This is a genomic window from Anaerococcus sp. mt242 (genome assembly GCF_016798225.1).
Lineage (GTDB): Bacteria > Bacillota > Clostridia > Tissierellales > Peptoniphilaceae > Anaerococcus.
This window is the reverse complement of sequence record NZ_JAEUYX010000009.1, coordinates 1-18,046: the sequence shown is the minus strand read 5'-3', so window position 1 is coordinate 18,046 and position 18,046 is coordinate 1. Positions and strand designations below refer to the sequence as shown.

Sequence of the window (18,046 nt, the reverse complement as noted above, 5' to 3'; positions counted from 1 at the left end):
AATTATAAAGTAGTGTAGTGTTAATCACCACACAGTATTTGCAAAGATTATATCATCATAGTTTTTAAAAAGCAATTAATTTTATATTTCATATATATTTATTAGCTAAATAAAAAAGCAGATATAAATCTGCTCAAAGTTTAAATTATTTAATATAGGATATTTCATCAGTTCTTACATCCCAAAATATTTCTGAATACTCTCCCTCATATATTTTTAAAATCTTATCCATAGATAGGCTCATTCCATCCATTTTTTTAAATTTTTCATAGTCAACCCAAGAAAGATTGCCCTCGCGATTTTCTGCTACTAATTTGCCATAAAAATCTGTGGTTTGGTACAAAAGCCCCACGTCCTTAAATTCTTCTCCAAGCCAAGTGATAAATCCTACAAATTTTAAGTTTTTTATATCAAGGTCTGTTTCTTCTTTTGCTTCGCGAATTGCAGCGGCCATTAAGGATTCATTTTCTTCTATCTTGCCTCCGGGAAAGGTTAGTCCTTCCCAACCTTCTTTTTTGACCTTGTCTAAAACTACTACTTCATTAGTATTAGGATTTATAATTTTTATCATATTCATTAGTCTAGTTTTCATTTGTTATCCTTTAATTAAATTTACCTATTAAAAAAGAGTAAATATTTCTATCTACTCTTTTTTATACTATATTCTTTTTACTTTTACACTTATAGTTTTATCATTTAATTCGATTGGATCAGCTTTTACACTTTCTTTTGATAATTTATCTGCTAATGTTTCTGCTTTTATTTCTTCTGCAAATTTCTCGATAGCCTTGCTTAAGTCATCATCTGAATCATAGGCAATCTCTATGTGATCTGTTACTTCAAAACCGCTATCTTTTCTTAGATTTTGGATTTTTGAGATAAATTCTCTAGCATATCCTTCTGCTAGTAGGTCTTCTGTTATGTCTGTATCAAGGATTACAAAAACATTTCCATCCATTTCAACATCATAGCCTTCTTTTGCAGAAATCCTGATATCTAAGTAATCTTTTGAAACTTCGTATTTTTCGCCATCCAGGTCGATTTCTACTGGACCATCTTCTACACTTGCTACAAAATCTTTTGCATCTACATTTGCAAGATATTTTCCAAAGTCATTTACCTTTGATTGGAAAATGCGACCTACAACCCTAAAGTCTGGTTTTAGGAAGTAGTCCATAAATTCTGAAAGGTCAGCTGCAAATTCGATTTCTTTTACATTTAGCTCTTCTTTGATAAGACCTATTAAATCAGAAATCCTATCTTCATAACCACCATCAACGATGATTTTTGCAAGTGGTTGACGCACTTTGATTGATTCTTTTTCACGAGAAGCACGACCTAAGTTAACTATTTTTCTTACTAGTTCCATATCAGCTTCAAGATTTTCATCTATCATTGCTTCGTTTACTTCTGGTAGTAATTCTGTGTGGACAGTTTTTGCACCAGTTAGGTTTCTATAAACTTCTTCTGCAATAAATGGTGTAATTGGAGCGATTAATTTTGCAATTGTTGTTAGTACATCATAAGTTGTTTTATAAACAGCTTTTTTAGAGTCTGTAAGATCACTATTCCAGAATCTTTTTCTGTTACGACGGATGTACCAGTTTGATAAATCTTCTACTACAAAATCAGAAATTAAGTGAACAACTTTGTTGTATTCAAATACTTCCATTTCTTCATAGTAATTTTTAATTAGGGTATTGAGTCTTGAATATAACCATTTATCGATTTTTTCAAGTTTTACATCGCCGATATTTTGTAAATCTTCTACGCTTAATCCATCTGTATTTGCATATAAAGTAAAGAAGTTATACACATTTTCATAGGTTCTAAAGAAGTTATTTCTTACTTCTACAAGGCCTGCTTCATCAAATTTTGTTTGCATCCAAGCTGGTGATACGAAAAGAGAATAAAATCTTACTGCATCAGCTCCGTATTTATCAAATAGAGCAAATGGATCTAGGGTATTACCACGAGATTTACTCATTTTTTGACCATTTTTATCTACTACTAGGTCATTTACAAGTACGTTTTTGTATGGGGCCTTTCCCATTGTAATTGTAGAAATAGCCATAAGTGAGTAGAACCATCCACGGGTTTGGTCAATTCCCTCACAAATAAAGTCAGCTGGATAATAGTTTTCAAATAATTCTTTATTTTCAAATGGATAGTGGAGTTGGGCAAATGGCATAGCTCCTGAGTCAAACCAAACGTCAATTACATCTGGAACCCTGTGCATGGTTCCACCACATTTATCACATTTTATAGATACATTATCTACATATGGTCTGTGAAGCTCAATATTTTCGTCTATATCTTCAATAGCAAGTTCTGCAAGTTCTTTTCTAGAGCCAACTGAAAGTGTGTGGTCACAATCATCACATCTCCAGATATTTAGTGGAGTTCCCCAGTAACGGCTTCTAGAAATTGCCCAGTCTTTTACATTGGCTATCCAGTTTCCGAAGCGTTTTTCCCCTATTGTTTCTGGGAACCAATTTACTTTATCATTATTTTCTACCATTTGGTCAGAAAATTTGCTCATTTCTATATACCAAGATGGTGTAGCATAGTAAACTAATGGTGTTTTACATCTCCAGCAGTGTGGGTAATTATGCTCAATTGTTTGTTTTTTAAATACTTTGCCTTCATTTGCTAGGTGGTGCCAAATATCTTCGTTTGAATCAAAGATAAATTGACCTTCCCAAGGAGTTTCTGTAAAGTTACCCTTTAAATCTACTGGTTGGATGAAAGCTAGATCGTATTTTCTACCGATTTGATAGTCATCCTCACCAAAGGCTGGTGCAGAGTGAACAATACCTGTACCATCTTCTGCAGAAACATAATCAGCCAGTGTGATTATAAAGGCATGGTCAGGGTCAACTTCAACAAAAGGTAGTAATTGCTCATATTTCATATATTCCATATCAGCACCCTTTAGGGTTTCTACTACTTCATAATCATGCTCTTCCATAAGTCTTTCGCATAGAGATTTTGCCATGTAATAGTAGCAATCATCTGTTTTATCATATACTTTTACATAGTCAAGATCTGGATTTACAGATAAAGCAACGTTTGATGGAAGTGTCCAAGGTGTTGTGGTCCATGCTAGGAAATATTCATTGTCTGTGTCTTTTTTCTTAAATTTAACTGTAAGAGTAATGGTTTTATCCATTTGGTAACCTTGAGCTACCTCGTGGCTTGCAAGACCTGTTCCACATCTTGGGCAATATGGCATAACTTTTGCACCCTCATAGATATATCCTTTTTTAAAGGCATTATCTAAAAGCCACCACTCAGTTTCAACGTAATCATTATCCATAGTTACATATGGATGGTCCATATCATATAAAAAGCCCATGCGATCTGACATGTCACGCCACATATCAGAATATTTCCAAACTGATTCCTTACATAATTTATTAAATTTTTCTATACCAAATTCTTCGATGTCATTTTTGTCATGGAAGTCTAATTGTTTTTCTACTTCGATCTCTACTGGCAAGCCGTGGGTATCCCAACCAGCTTTTTTAAGGACCTTATAGCCCTTCATATTTTTATAACGGCTGGTCATATCCTTTAAAGTTCTTGCAATTACGTGGTGGATACCTGGTTTACCATTTGCTGTTGGCGGTCCATCATAGATTATGTATTCCTCGGCATCTTCACGTGTTTTAAAAGTTTGATCTAATAGGTCAATCTCTTGCCAATATTTTTCTACCTTAGCCTCACGATTTCTGGTGTCGCTGGTATTTAAAGATTTAAACTCACTCATATTCTTCTCCTTACAAAAAAAGACCGTCCATATAGACGGTCCACTTATTTCCAAAATTTACTCTTAACGATTGGTTTTCGTAGCAAACTACTAATTTCACTTGCTAAACTAAAAGATGATATTCACTTCTACTTTCACTAGCACATCCCACCAACCGTGCCTCTCTAAAGCTTCTATAAAAGCTACTGGTCTTTATAACATTTGTATAATATTTCTATTTTTATAATACTTATTAAAAATTTTAAGTCAAGCTATAAATGCTTGTGGACCTTAAATTTCTCTATGGTAAATACATCATGGCTATCTACATTTGCAATTTTTATAGCATCTTCAAACATTTGATAGTCTGATTCGTAATCATCCCTAAAAACTAGAGCAGAATTGTTATTGTATTTTAAAAACAATCCATGATACATACCAAACTCTTCCATATATTGAATTTGCTTAATTTTTGTAACTTCATAAACTGAAATGTATAAATTATCGATGTCTATATCAGACAGATCGATTGCATTGTTAAATACAGCTACATTTACAGCCTCATGGATTACATCAAGACCTATATCAGATCTGGTTGGATAAATAGACCCGCTTTTTTCGTGTCTGCCATCTTTATGAACAATTACAATTACTCCATTGTTATTATTTTTTAAACTTTCATCATATTCTGTTAGGTATTTGCCAGTCTCCAAATAGTATTTTATTGACTCTTTGGCAAGTTTTACTAAATCACTCATTTTACTTTTCCAATAACTTTTCTATTTCTTTTGATATATTTTCTGGTTTCTTTTGGGAAGAGAAACGCTCTACTACATTTCCATTTCTATCTATTAAAAATTTTGTAAAATTCCACTTAATTTTATCTCCCAAAAGCCCTCCTTGGGATTTTTTAAGATAAGTATAAAGTGGGTCTTCATTTTCTCCATTTACATCTATTTTTGCAAATCTATCAAAGGTCGTGCCAAATCTTGCTGTGCAAAAATTTTGTATTTCTGCATCTGTACCAGGAGCTTGTCCTCCAAATTGATTGCTAGGAAAATCTAGAATTTCAAATCCTTGATCCTTATATTTTTTATAAAGTTCTTCTAGCCCCTGATATTGAGGTGTAAAGCCGCATTCTGTTGCAGTATTTACTATTAAAAGAACTTTTCCCTTGTATTTATTAAGGCTGAGATCATTTCCTTGATTGTCTTTTACTGTAAAATCATAAATTGTAGTCATTTAAAACTCCTTTTATTACGTATCTATTATACGTTATTTTTATAACATTTAAAGAAAAACTTTCTAATATTAATCAATGAAAAAGCAGGAGAATTTGACTCCTGCTTATATATATTTATTATAAGGATAAGTAGTATGAAATTTGATTTTTACCAAACACCAAATTCTGAACCTTTTGAAGATTCTTCAATGACTTTTTTAGTTTGGTCGGTATGGTAGTAGTTATCTATAAGATCTTTTAAAACTGCACTATCTTTTTTATCTTGGGTTGTTGCGATAACATTTACATAGATTTGTTTATCTAGATCATCTTTATCTTCTAGGAAAACCGCATCTTCTGATGGTACTAGGTCAGCATCTACTGCCATTCCTGAGTTTATACAAGCAGCATCTACATCATCAAGGCTTCTTGCTGTTTGTGATGATCCTAGTAGGATAATTTCAAGGTTTTTTGGGTTTTCTGTAATATCATCTGTTGTAATATTATCCCCATCTTTACCATTTACTTTGATTAGTCCTGCACTTTGAAGTAAGAATAGTGATCTAGCTGAGTTTGATGGGTCATCTGGAATTGCAATTCTTGCCCCATCTTCTAATTCATTTATATCTTTAATTTTTGAAGAGTATATCCCTAGTGGAGCGATTACAGTATCTGCTATTGCTTCTATATCTGATCCGCTTTCTTCATTAAATTGATTTAAGAATTTGTAGTGTTGGAAAGCGTTGATATCAATATCACCTGATAAAAGTGCTTCATTTGGCTCTCTATATTCAGAGAATTTTACTAATTCTAGTTTTCTATCGCTATTATCAGCATTATATCTTTCGACAACATCATCCCAAACTTCGTTGTGTTCTCCAACTACACCAACTTTTATTGTATCTTTGTCTTCTAATGGATCTGTGCTTGATACTTCTGTTTGTGATTTATTTTCTGCTGGTTCTGTTTTTGCTGTTTCGTTGTTGTTTGCTCCGCACGAGCTTAGGCCTAAAATTAAAGCTAGTCCTAAAGAAATTTTGCTAAGTGTTTTCATTTATATTCTCCTATTATTTTTATTATTTTACCAAGCTGGTACCCAAGCACCCTTTGTATATTTGTCGTAGTCTGCTTTTGTTTCGTCTGTTTGATAGTATTTTACAAGCTCTTTATAAGCTTCGTTGTCTTTATCTTCTTTTCTAGATGCAATTACATTTACATAAATTTTTGCATCTGGATCTTCTGGATCTTCAAGATAAATTGCATCTTGTTTTGGACTTAGGCCAGAGTCTAGGGCAAAGTTATCATTTATAGCTGCTGCTACAACATCATCTAGGGCTCTTGCAGTTTGTGCTGGGTCCATTTCTATAAATTCAAGATTTTTTGGATTTTCTGTAATGTCATCTAGTGTAATTGATTCACCTGGTTTACCATTTACTTTTATGATTCCTGCACTTTGAAGTAAGAATAAAGCTCTTGGTCCATTTGATGGATCATTTGAAATTGCAACTCTATCACCATCTTTTAGCTCATCTAGGTTTGCAATTTGATTTGAATAAAATCCTAGAGGAGCAAGCATAGTATCTCCAATTGAAACAATTTTTTCTTCACCTTGTTGGTCGTTAAATTCGTTTAAGAATTTGTAGTGTTGGTAACTGTTTACATCTATATCTCCGCTTAATAATGCTTCGTTTGGTTGTGTATAGTCAGAAAATTTCACTAGTTCTGCTTTTTTGCCAGTACCTTCTTCATATCTTTTGATAACTTCATCCCAAACTTCGTTTTTCTCACCAACTACACCTATTTTTATTGTATCAGATGTTTCAGTTTGCGCTTTTTGATCTGTATTTGTGTCTGCACTTTCATTTGCATTATTTGCTCCACATGAGCTTAGGCCAAGTGCTAGAGCCAATCCTAAAGTTAATTTTCCTAATTTTTTCATTATTACCTCCTTAATGACTTGTCTTTCTTATAAGAAAATTTGCAATTCCTTGTATGATAAATACGACTATTAATATTAAAACAACACTTACAATTACAACATCGTCCTTGTAACGTTGGTAACCTACGGCAATGGCCAAATCACCAATACCACCGCCTCCTACAATTCCTGCCATAGCTGTTAAACTAAGTAGTGAAATAAGAGTAATAGATGAAGCGCGTATCAAGCTTGGCAGACCTTCTCTAAGATATACGCTTGTTATAATTTCAAATGGTGATTTTCCCATTGCTTCTGCAGCTTCAATTTTTCCTGGTTCTACACTTGCTAGCGCTTGTTCAACTTGCCTTGCAAAAAATGGCACACAGGAAAATACAAGTGGTACTATTGCAGCAGTTGGTCCAATTCTTGTATTTACAATTTGTTTTGTAATTGGTGCAACTAAAGCTAGCAAAATGATAAATGGTATTGACCTAAAAATATTTGTAAGCTTATCTAAAATGCTATAAACTACTTTATTTTCTAAAATCCTGCCACGGTCTGTAACAACCATTATTACTCCAAGTATAAGTCCAAATATCCCTGCAAATATTGCTGAGACAACTAACATATATAAGGTTGTTTTAAAATCTGCAGCTATTCTATCGCGGATTGACCATGAATAATCAAAAAATCCCATCTTTACCTCCTAAAACTTCTACATCAACATTTTTTTCTGCTAGATAATCTCCAATTTTACCTAAATTGTCCTTATCACCTGATAAGCTTACTATCAGATTTCCAACTGGGATGCCACTTATAAACTCGATATTTCCAGCCAAAACATTTGTTTTTACAGCAAATTTTTCAAAAAGATCATTGATTAGTGGCTCTGTTGTAGAAGCTCCAACATAATTAAGTTTAACTAAAATCTCATTTTCTTTTAAGATACCTATGTTTTGTTTTACTTCTTCTATAGTTTCAGCAACATTTGTAGAAGTTTCAACAAACTCACGGGTAAGCGGGTCTTTTGGATGGGCGAAAATTTCTAAGGTTGGTCCATTTTCTACAACTTTTCCTGCTTGCATAACTGCACATTTGTTGCAAAGATCTTTTACAACCTCCATTTGGTGGGTGATTATTACTATTGTAAGTCCCAATTTTGCATTTAATTCTTTAAGTAGTTTTAAAATTTGCTTAGTTGTTTTTGGGTCTAGGGCACTTGTTGCCTCATCACAAAGTAAGATTTCTGGATCTGAGGCAAGCGCTCTTGCAATTGCGCATCTTTGTTGCTGACCTCCAGATAGTTCTCTTGGATAGTTATCAGCCTTATCGCCAATGCCTACAACTTCTAAAAGTTCTCTTGCTTTTCTTTCTTTTTCTTCCTTTGGGATATTTAATTTTCTGATAGGATATATTACATTGTCCAAAACTGTAATGTTATTTAAAAGGTTAAAGTGTTGGAAGATCATCCCTATATTTTTTCTTTTTTCCCTTAATTCTTTGTTAGATAAGTTTAGGAGATTTTCTCCATTTATAAGAACTTCTCCAGCACTTGGTCTTTGAAGGAGGTTTATTGTCCTAACTAAGGTTGATTTTCCAGCACCGGAAAATCCTACTATGCCGTAGATGTCGTTTTTCTCAACCTTTAAATTTACATCATCTACTGCCTTAAATCCGTCAAAATCGACGGTTATATTTTTTAAATCAATCATTAGCCCCTCCTAAAAAATCAGTGGCAAATTTTACTTGTAAGCCTACTGCATATTTGATGCCTTCTGGATTTAGATCAAATTCTGGTGTGTGCGCCCCAGCTGTAATTCCGTTTTCCTCATCTCTTACACCAAATTTGGTATAAACTGATGGGCAAAGTCTAGAGTATCCAAAAAATGACTCTGATCCAAAGGTTGGATTTCCATCTCTATAAGAACCTGGATAAATATCATTTAAAGATTTTATAACTTCATCTGCAAGTTCTGGATCATTTATTGTTGGATAGGCAACGATGCGAGTATAGTCTGAAAATTCAACTTCGCACTTATGGGCCTTTGCAGTTGCTTGTGTAACTTCCTTTAAGACTTCCAGAGCATCTTCTCCTGCCTTGTCATCAAAAAATCTTAAAGTTCCCTTTACATTACATTTATCAGGAATTACGTTTGAAGCAGCTCCACCGTTTATAGATCCAAGGCCAAAAGTAACTTTTTCGTTTACATCTAATTGGTTAACCCAAGCTGTTGTAAGGGCTGTCACAATATTTGCTGTTGCAGTTAATGGATTGATGCATTTATCTGGACGAGACCCGTGCCCGCCTTTGCCAATTACATCAAACTCAACTCCTGCACATCCAGCGTGTGATGGGCCTTTGATAACTCTGATTTCTCCAACTTCTAAAAATGAAGCTTGGTGGTTGCCGTAGCAAGCGTCTAATCCTTTATCTCTTAGATGCTCAACCATAGCCTCAATGCCGCCCCCAGTTTCTTCTCCCTCTTCAAAGATAAAATAAATTTTGCCGTCTATTTCATCCCTTAAATCAGTTAAGATTTTTGCAGTAGTTAAAAGTGTTGCCATATGAGAGTCATGACCACAAGCATGGCTTACACCTTCATTTTTTGAAATAACTGATTTTTTAAATTTTTCATTATATTCACTTTCTTGTATTGGCAGTGCGTCAATGTCTGTTCTAATTCCTAAAGTTTTTCCAGGTCTACCTGTATCAAGTAGGGCTGTAAAACCAGTTGTATTTGCAGCATCTTCGACTATCAGTCCAAGTTTTTCGCATTCATTTTTTAAATATTTTGCTGTTTGGTATTCCTTATCGCTTACCTCTGGATTTTCGTGTAAGTAATTTCTCCAAGCAACAGTTTGATCAAAATATTGATCAATTTTTGATTTTATAATTTCATTATTGCTCATTTCTTATCCTTTCCTAAAATAGGCCATAAAAAAACGCCCCTAAATTCTAATCTTAGAATTTAAGGACGATATAATTCGCGTTACCACCTTAATTTATGTATACTCACGCATACATACACTCATCAAGTACTATCATACTCTACTTCTGTAACGGGAAGTCCCGTGTGAATCTAACTATCGACTCACCCCAAGAAAAGGCCATCTTCATCTAAACTTTTATCCACCCATCTCACCAAAACTGGGCTCTCTGTAGAATGTCCATCTAGACTACTCTTCTTCTCATATGGTTTTGTAAAACTATTTGATAAGTAAATATTACCACGCCTTAAAATGTTTGTCAAATATTTTTTTAAAATTTATTTAAAAAAATGTATTATATTCATTTTTCAATAGCTAAAAAAAATGTTGGAGGCTAGGCTGCCTCCAACGGGTGGTAAAATAAATTCACTTATAATATACACCTACAGAGTCCATTTGCAAGTTTATAGCCCACTTCCCCTAAAGTACTTATAAGGAAATTTATACCATCTTGGATTTGGCAAATATTTTTCGACAGGATTTGATAATTTTTTGCTAAAATAATCTTCTAATTGGTAAAGTTTTTCTTTGCGTTGGTCAAAATATGGATTTGACCCATGATTTTCTAAAACGCCAGCTACACGTTTTTCAATTCCTAGATATTCAGTTTTAATAACCCCATCTAAATATTGGATTAATAGGTCATAGTCATTGTATTCATTAAATTTTAGAAAATCACGTATAAATTCTTTTTTATCATCAGAAATATTCCAATCTCCCACATAGGCATCCACATTTTTTATTTGAAAGCTATGGGTTAGAGCAATACGGGCTGGGAAAAAATATGAATCGGCCCTTAAAATCTTATAGCCCTCATAAAAATGCTCAGCATCCTTTGCTCCAGTAGATTTTCCAATATCATGAAGGGCCCCACAAGCAAAGGCAATGTCTGGATCAAGTCCTAGTTCGGGAGCCATTTTTTGAGCGGTTTTGCCAATGGTCCACAAGTGTAAGACCCATTTTCCTGGATTTTTTTCATATCCTTCTTCTAAATATGCTATTATTTTGTCCTTGTTTGGAATATTTCCATATCCATCTTTATACATTTTTTATAATCTTCCCATAAGTGTAAATTTTATTATCATCAGCAGATCTTAGCCTATAATCTATGACATCATCATATGTAATATATTCGCCAATAACTGAATTTTTATTCCTAATCTCATGTTTATAGACTATATTCAAAAACTTAATATCCCTTGTATCTAGCTTGCACAAGTCGTATATATAATCAAAATATACGGCATTGTTTACATGAAAATTGCTATCAATATCTGTATATCTTACCATGATTTCCTTTGTATTTTCAAAATCTTTTTTGTAGGTCAAATCTGGCTTTTCATATATCAATTCTTCTTTTTCGTTGGCTTCATTATGCTTAGGGCTCATCTTTACCGGACGCATCCTATCTATATCTATTAGCAAAAATACTCCATAGGCCCTAGCAACTATTTCTCCCTTGCACCTTACTTCTACATTTCTGTGGGCATAAAATTTATTTATATCTACGATTTGAGTAGTAACTTCTATCTCCTGGTTATAAGTTACAGGGCTTATAAGTTCAATATCCCAAGAGTAAACAATCCACCTATATTTTTGCTCATCCAAATCTTTATCTAGAATATAAGAATGAGTCAGAGAAACATCTCCCATAATGCTGACCAAGTTTCTTAAAGATAAATTTTCATATCTATCGCATAACATATATGGTATTTTTATTTTTTTACTATAAGACATATAATCCTTCTTTCTAAAGCTACTATATTTTAAAGCTATTTTTTTGCAAAATAAAATCACACCAGTTTTGGTGTGATTCTTATATTTTAATAATAAGTAAATCAAAAAGTAAGTGAACTGTTCGGAAAAAATTTCAATAATTTCAATTTGAAGATTTTCGTCACAAAATCGCTCTGTCTGAGCGCAAGCGAGTTTGCGATTTTAGAAAATTGAGAATATGAAATTATAAATTTTTGTAGTCAGTTTAGCGTCTTTTGATTTATATACTATATCCCAGGAATAATCATCTGAGCAATAGTAAAGTAGACAATTAGTGATAGGGAGTCAACTATTGTAGAAATAAGTGGACTTGCCATTATTGCTGGGTCAAATCCTAGTTTTTCTGCACCCATTGGTAAAAGTGAACCAACTGCTTTTGCTAAAACTACTATAAATACAATTGTAAGTCCTACAATAAGCGATACATCCATAGCAACCTTATCAAAGAAATAACATTTTAAAAAGGCTACAAGACCAAGAGCCAGTCCACAAATAAATCCAACTGTGATTTCTTTTAAAACAACTTTTGCCCAGTCTTTTGGCTCTACATCATCAGTTGCCATAGCACGAATTACTAGGGTTGATGCCTGGCTACCAGCATTACCACCACTGTCTGTAAGCATTGGCACAAACATATTTAGGGCAATAACTGCTTGGACAATGTGTTGGTAGCCTTTTAGGATTGTTGATGTAAATGTTGCTGATATCATAAGAAACATTAGCCAAGGAATCCTGTTTTTGGCTAGAGAAAGTGGTGTTCTTTTTGAATAATCTTCCTCATCTGGTGTGGTAGCAGCAATACGTTGGAAGTCCTCTGTTGCCTCTTGTTCAATGATCCACATAATATCATCAACTGTAATTAGTCCTACTAATCGGTTTGTGTGATCCACTACTGGTAAGGCTGTAAAACCGTATTTTTGGAAGGCACGAGCTACATCCTCTTGGTCATCAGTAGTTGCTACTGTTATAACATCTTGATACATCAAATCATCTATAAGAGTATCAGGTTTATTGGTTACAATTGATCTTAAAGATACATATCCCAAAATTTCCTTGGTAGGACTTGTAACATAGCAAGTATAAAGAGTAACCATGTCATGTCCTACTTTTTTGATATGGGCTAGAGCATCCTTAACAGTCATATATGGTTTTAGTTCCACAAACTCTGTTGTCATAAGTCTACCTGCAGAGTCTTCTGGGAATTTTAGGTATTCATTTACCAAATCACGTGTATGTTTGTCTGATGATTTTAAGATTCTTTGAACCATAGCCGCTGGCATTTCTTCCAAAGTATCAATCATATCATCAAAGTTTAGCTCCTCTAAAAGCTCTTTAAACTCACGTTCTTGTAAACCATTTTGAAGTTTTTCCTTCTCTTCACTTTCTAGTTCGGCAAAAACTTCGACTGCATCATCTTTTTTAAGGAGTCTGAAGACAACTAGGGCTTGTTCAGCTGATAATTCTTCGATAAATTCTACTATATCAACTGGATTTGTACGCCTTAAAAGTTCTGCAAGTTCGTTTGGTCTTTTCTTTTCTAATAGATATCTAAGCTCAGTTAGCCTATTTTCTGTAGATTTGTATGTGTACATATTATATGCCTCCCTTCTTAGATATTTAGTCCTGGTAATATGGCTTGGGCAATATTAAAGTAAACAATTAGTCCAAGTGAGTCTACTATTGTTGTAATCAAAGGACTAGCCATTATTGCTGGATCTGCTCCTAGTTTTTCTGCAACAATTGGTAAAAGCGAACCAATAGCCTTTGCTAGAACAACAATTGCAAGGATTGTAAAAGCAACAACTAGGGCTACATTCATAGCAACTTTATCAAAGAAATAACATTTTAAAAAGGCTACAAGACCAAGGGCTAGACCACAGATAAGTCCAACTATGATTTCTTTTACAACAACCTTTGACCAATCACTTGGCTCTATGTCATGAGTTGCCATAGCACGGATTACAAGAGTTGATGCCTGACTACCAGCATTACCACCAGAACCAGTAAGCATTGGTATAAACATATTTAGGGCAATTACCGTTTGGATTACATCTTCATATCTTTTAAGGATGGTTGATGTAAATGCTCCTGATATCATAAGAAACATTAGCCATGGGATCCTGTTTTTTGCAAGAGCCCAAGCAGAAGTTTTAGAATAATCAGCCTCATCTGGTGTAGTACCGGCTATACGTTGGAAGTCTTCTGTATCCTCTTGTTCGATAATCCACATTATATCGTCAACGGTTATAATTCCTACTAATCTATTTGTATTATCAACAACTGGTAGAGCCGTAAACCCATATTTTTGGAAGGTGTGGGCTACGTCCTCTTGATCATCTGTGGTATAAACATAGATGACATCTTCAAACATAAGCTCAGATATTTTTGTATCAAGATCACGTGTTACAATCATCCTAAGTGACACATAACCTAAAAGTTTGTGAGTTTCATCTGTTACATAACAAGTGTAGACTGTTACCTTATCCTTGCCCACTTCTTCGAGCATAGCCAAGGTTTCTCCTACTGTCATATCAGCTCTAACTTCAACAAACTCAGTTGTCATCAAAGTTCCGGCTGAGTCTTCTGGAAACTGAAGGTACTCATTTACCAAATCACGAGTTTCATTATCAGAAGTCTTTAGGATTTCTTGGACCATAGTCGCTGGCATTTCTTCCAAGGTATCAATCATATCATCAAAGTTTAATTCATCAAGAAGTTCCTTAAACTCATCATCGTTTAGGCCTTCTTGAAGTTTTTCCTTATCGTCTTGGTCAAGCTCAGCAAAAACTTCTACTGCATCTTCTTTTTTAAGCAGCCTATATAAAACTAGGGCTTCCTCTGAGGATAATTCCTCGATAAAATCTACGATATCAACAGGGTTTGTTCTACTAAGGAGTTCTGAAAGTTCTGTTAAATTTTTGTGCTCTAAAAGATAGCTAAGCTCAGCTTTTCTTTCTTCGCTTGATTTGTATTGATCCATAGACCACCTCCCTATTCTATTTCTTTAAGTAGCTCGTTTAAGGCACTTACAAATTGTTTATCATTTTTAAAGTCCATTTTGTTAATATCTAACTTATCATCAGCTTTTACTTCAATATCGGGAGTCACTCCAACCTTATTTATTTGTGTGCCATTTGGTGTGAAATATTCGCTTATAGTGATTTTTGCACCAGCTCCATTATCTAATGTAAATACTTTTTGAACAACTCCCTTACCAAATGATTGGGTACCCACAACCTTTGCTCGACCGCGGTCTTTCATTGCACCTGCCAAAATTTCACTTGCAGAAGCAGAGTTTTCGTTTTGAAGCATAACCAATGGGATGTCGCTAGCATTTGCATCAGACTTTTCTGTTACAACATTTCCTTTTTTATCTTTTGTACTTACAATGACACCTTCATCTAGGAAATTATCAGCAATATTTATAACTACATCTAAGGCCCCACCTGGATTGTTTCTTACATCTAGGATAAGTCCGTCGATATTTTGAGCCATTAGTTTACTATAAGTATCTGAGAAATCTTGCCAAGTAATATCATCAAAGGCCTTAATATGGATGTAGCCTATTTTTTTGCCACGCACTTCTAGGATATCATCATCGATAGTGTCCACATTTACATCCCTACGAGCAACTTTTACATCAAATTCCTTGCTGTTTGTTTTGCCCTCTTCTGTTCTTAATATTGTAAGGGTCACCTCGCTGCCAGCCTCTCCTTTGATTTCAGCAACGGCTTCTTCAAGTTGATTAGCTCCATAGGCTTTTCCATTTACTTTTGTAATATAGTCTCCAGACTCAAGACCAGCTTCCTTTGCAGGAGAATCATCAAAAACAGAAACCGCCTTGATGTACCCTTCCTTGCTGGCTTGAACAGAAACACCTATGCCAGTGTAGCGCCCATTAAGTGTTTCCATAAGCTTTTTAAACTCATCTGGTGTGTAATAAGCTGTGTATGGATCGCCAAGGTTTGCAAACATTCCCTTTAATGACCCTTCATAAATTTGGTCTTCCTTATAATCAAAAAGAAAATTCTGATCTAGTAAGCTCTTTAATCCCTCCATTTCGGCAATGTGCTCAACATCACGATTGCTTGATGTAGAAGTAAGACTTGCGTTTTTTCCTAGGGTAAAACCAGTAAATCCAACACCTGCCACCAAAATAAGGGCAAGCAGAAATTTTCCAAATTTTTTCATAAATCCTCCTTGAATTTTTTTCTAAGAATAAATCCTTAAAAAAGGCAATAATAATAAAATTATACTATTTTTTAAAGCTAACATAAAGCTTTTTCCCATTTACTTTCTACCCTATATTTGCCCCTATACAAAATCTTTTTCCCATATTTTTTCCCTATATTAAGCCATTTATCCAATTAAACTTTTTCGTAAATTTGTTTTATTATATCCTTGTCGACAAAATATAAAAAAATAAGCGCGCGCTTTGAAAGGTTTTAATATGAAGATAAATTTAGACAATTCAAAGCAAGTAATGGATGCTTATATGCCATTAATCGTTACCAATGCTAGGAGATTTTCAGTATTTGAGTTTGATGAAGCTATCGATGAATCAAAAATGATATTAATAGATGCTATACTAGAATATGACGAAAAAAAGGGAACTTTTGGAAACTTCTTAAAGCAAAAACTTTACTACCATTTCCTAGATAAGACCAAGAAAATAAAGCTAAGATCACTTGATGATTTTGATAATGATGGTAATCCAATAATAGAAAGTGTGGTTGATGATTACGATATCGAAAATGATTTGATAGAAGCAGAAACAAATAATATGCTATATCAAAAAATAAATAATCTACCATTAGATTTAAAATCCATAATTTGGGATAAATATTTCAAACATATGACTAATAGGCAAATAGCTGATAAAATGAACTTATCCTATAAAACTATTGCTAATAAATCAAGCCTTGCTTTAAAGATATTAAAAGATGAATTGAGCAAAGAGTAATTTAATTAAAAATAACCCCAAGATTCACAAGGAATTTTGGGGTTATATATTATTAAGCGATTTCTAATTCTCTTTTTGTAACAGTCTCAAGCTCAGCCTTATCTTTTATTGATACAGGACCATATTTTGTGACAAGGACAGTTGAAGCAAGCATCCTATCCATAGCAGCCTTTAGATCACTAGGACTGTAGTCAGCTCTAGGATAGTCAATAGAAACTGATTTTTGATTTTGAGATGAATCTTTAAAGTATAATTTTAATTTTCTATTAGCCATTTATATCCTCCTTATAATCTATCCGCTCTTAATAGATATATTTCAACATCATCAGCCTCAGAAAGTGATATATATGCAAGTGCAAAATCTTTTAATTGTTCATCTGAGGCAGCTTCGTTAATTCTAGAAAAAGTCTTAGTAACTTTTCTCTCAGATCCATCGGCAGATACTGCCTTAAACTTAATTTGTAATTTCATATTTCCTCCATTTATTATAAATACATTGTGTAGTGGCCCTACACTTATATATAGAAAAATATAGAGATTTTTCCCGAGGAAATTTTATAAGAATAAAATAAAAAGCTTGATAGTGCATATAAGCTCAAAAAAATGATTTAAAAAAGCTTAGAAGACCTTTATAACAGACTTATCCCCAATAGGATACTAATGCAAGCACATACAGACATAACTGTGCGCCGTAAATGCATATAGCAAATTAATAACGGTTATAATCCAGGTAAATTTGCCTTTATTCGTCATACTTGCCCCGAAAACTTAGCACAGGAGTGTGAAAGAGCTTAAAAAGAATCGTTTTTCGAAAGGCTCATAACCAGAATGTGGATTTCACATATTAAGTATATAAAGAAAAGCACCATCAAAGATGGCGCGAATCTAGTGGGCCTCCAGGGGCCCGAACCCTGTGACCTGATAAAAGCCCTAAAATGGGCTTTTATCCCAAAAATTAAGTGCAGAACACGTAAAAGCTTCGATAGAAGCGAGCTTTTGTGTCCCCTGTGGGGTGGAAAGTCTGAAAGACTTTTCATTTTCGTGATGAATGTAGTGATCCCGAAAAACTGTTATGAGTTATTCATAACCGGTATGTGGATTCCTGATATTATGTATATATAAAGAAAAGCACCATCAAAGATGGTGCTAGTCTGGTGGGCCTCCAGGGGCTCGAATCCTGTGACCTAGTCCCGGTAGGGTTTTAAATGCTTGCATTTGAAATCTTTGAGATGAGCGAGAGCGAATCCAAAGAACTGTTATGAGTCGATAGGCTTATAACCGGTAATTCAAACAAAGTATATATGTAGATAATAAGAAAGGCACCCATAAAGGGTGCCAAACTTGGTGGGCCTCCAGGGGCTCGAATCCTGTGGCCTAGTCCCGGTAGGGTTTTAAATGCTTGCATTTGAAATCTTTGAGATGAGCGAG

At 34.1% G+C, this 18,046-nt stretch carries 17 protein-coding genes and 1 other annotated feature; of the genes, 1 reads left to right on the top strand and 16 read right to left on the bottom strand.

The annotated features are described in order from the left end of the window. Positions 1-145 precede the first annotated feature (145 nt). From JNO63_RS05215 to JNO63_RS05150, 14 genes are all read right to left on the bottom strand, one after another. A complete protein-coding gene (locus JNO63_RS05215) occupies positions 146-592 on the bottom strand; it encodes an 8-oxo-dGTP diphosphatase (protein WP_203127445.1) in 447 nt (148 codons plus the stop codon). A gap of 66 nt (positions 593-658) precedes the next feature. Then, positions 659-3,772: an isoleucine--tRNA ligase gene (gene ileS / locus JNO63_RS05210; RefSeq protein WP_203127444.1), complete on the bottom strand. Its 3,114-nt coding sequence runs from the start codon at positions 3,770-3,772 to the stop codon at positions 659-661. Between the two features lie 251 nt (positions 3,773-4,023). Further along, complete coding sequence (locus JNO63_RS05205) at positions 4,024-4,509, bottom strand: hypothetical protein (protein WP_203127443.1); 486 nt, start codon at positions 4,507-4,509, stop codon at positions 4,024-4,026. 1 nt (position 4,510) lies between these two features. Then, positions 4,511-4,993: a glutathione peroxidase gene (locus tag JNO63_RS05200; protein WP_203127442.1), complete on the bottom strand. Its 483-nt coding sequence runs from the start codon at positions 4,991-4,993 to the stop codon at positions 4,511-4,513. 149 nt (positions 4,994-5,142) lie between these two features. After that, on the bottom strand, positions 5,143-6,027 hold the full coding sequence (locus tag JNO63_RS05195) for a MetQ/NlpA family ABC transporter substrate-binding protein (protein ID WP_203127441.1): 885 nt from the start codon (positions 6,025-6,027) through the stop codon (positions 5,143-5,145). Positions 6,028-6,054: 27 nt separating this feature from the next. After that, positions 6,055-6,912, bottom strand: a complete 858-nt coding sequence (locus tag JNO63_RS05190) for a MetQ/NlpA family ABC transporter substrate-binding protein (protein WP_203127440.1) — start codon at positions 6,910-6,912, stop codon at positions 6,055-6,057. Between the two features lie 10 nt (positions 6,913-6,922). Further along, positions 6,923-7,588, bottom strand: coding sequence for a methionine ABC transporter permease (locus JNO63_RS05185; RefSeq protein ID WP_203127439.1), 666 nt, complete (start codon positions 7,586-7,588; stop codon positions 6,923-6,925). Continuing rightward, positions 7,575-8,603, bottom strand: coding sequence for a methionine ABC transporter ATP-binding protein (locus JNO63_RS05180; protein WP_203127438.1), 1,029 nt, complete (start codon positions 8,601-8,603; stop codon positions 7,575-7,577). The genes JNO63_RS05185 and JNO63_RS05180 overlap by 14 nt, the downstream gene beginning before the upstream one ends. Then, a complete protein-coding gene (locus JNO63_RS05175) occupies positions 8,596-9,801 on the bottom strand; it encodes a M20 metallopeptidase family protein (protein WP_203127437.1) in 1,206 nt (401 codons plus the stop codon). Before JNO63_RS05175 ends, JNO63_RS05180 begins: the two co-directional genes overlap by 8 nt. A gap of 58 nt (positions 9,802-9,859) precedes the next feature. Next, positions 9,860-10,093 (bottom strand) — a binding site (T-box leader). A gap of 190 nt (positions 10,094-10,283) precedes the next feature. Beyond that, entirely contained in the window at positions 10,284-10,925 is a 642-nt protein-coding gene (locus tag JNO63_RS05170) for an HD domain-containing protein (protein ID WP_203127436.1), read from the bottom strand. Then, on the bottom strand, positions 10,918-11,616 hold the full coding sequence (locus tag JNO63_RS05165) for an acyl-[acyl-carrier-protein] thioesterase (RefSeq protein ID WP_203127435.1): 699 nt from the start codon (positions 11,614-11,616) through the stop codon (positions 10,918-10,920). The genes JNO63_RS05170 and JNO63_RS05165 overlap by 8 nt, the downstream gene beginning before the upstream one ends. Before the next feature lie 266 nt (positions 11,617-11,882). After that, positions 11,883-13,247: a magnesium transporter gene (gene mgtE, locus JNO63_RS05160; protein ID WP_203127434.1), complete on the bottom strand. Its 1,365-nt coding sequence runs from the start codon at positions 13,245-13,247 to the stop codon at positions 11,883-11,885. Between the two features lie 17 nt (positions 13,248-13,264). Next, positions 13,265-14,635 (bottom strand): magnesium transporter, encoded by a 1,371-nt coding sequence (gene mgtE, locus JNO63_RS05155; protein ID WP_203127433.1) that lies wholly within the window; start codon positions 14,633-14,635, stop codon positions 13,265-13,267. Positions 14,636-14,646: 11 nt separating this feature from the next. Continuing rightward, positions 14,647-15,846: a S41 family peptidase gene (locus JNO63_RS05150; RefSeq protein WP_203127432.1), complete on the bottom strand. Its 1,200-nt coding sequence runs from the start codon at positions 15,844-15,846 to the stop codon at positions 14,647-14,649. A gap of 259 nt (positions 15,847-16,105) precedes the next feature. On the opposite strand from JNO63_RS05150, the gene JNO63_RS05145 reads away from it, so the two are divergent. Then, complete coding sequence (locus JNO63_RS05145; protein ID WP_203127431.1) at positions 16,106-16,618, top strand: sigma-70 family RNA polymerase sigma factor; 513 nt, start codon at positions 16,106-16,108, stop codon at positions 16,616-16,618. Between the two features lie 52 nt (positions 16,619-16,670). Here the strand turns inward: JNO63_RS05145 and JNO63_RS05140 are convergent, their stop codons facing one another. After that, positions 16,671-16,892, bottom strand: a complete 222-nt coding sequence (locus JNO63_RS05140; protein WP_203127430.1) for a DUF2922 domain-containing protein — start codon at positions 16,890-16,892, stop codon at positions 16,671-16,673. 11 nt (positions 16,893-16,903) lie between these two features. Further along, positions 16,904-17,089, bottom strand: a complete 186-nt coding sequence (locus JNO63_RS05135; protein WP_203127429.1) for a DUF1659 domain-containing protein — start codon at positions 17,087-17,089, stop codon at positions 16,904-16,906. Positions 17,090-18,046: the final 957 nt, after the last annotated feature.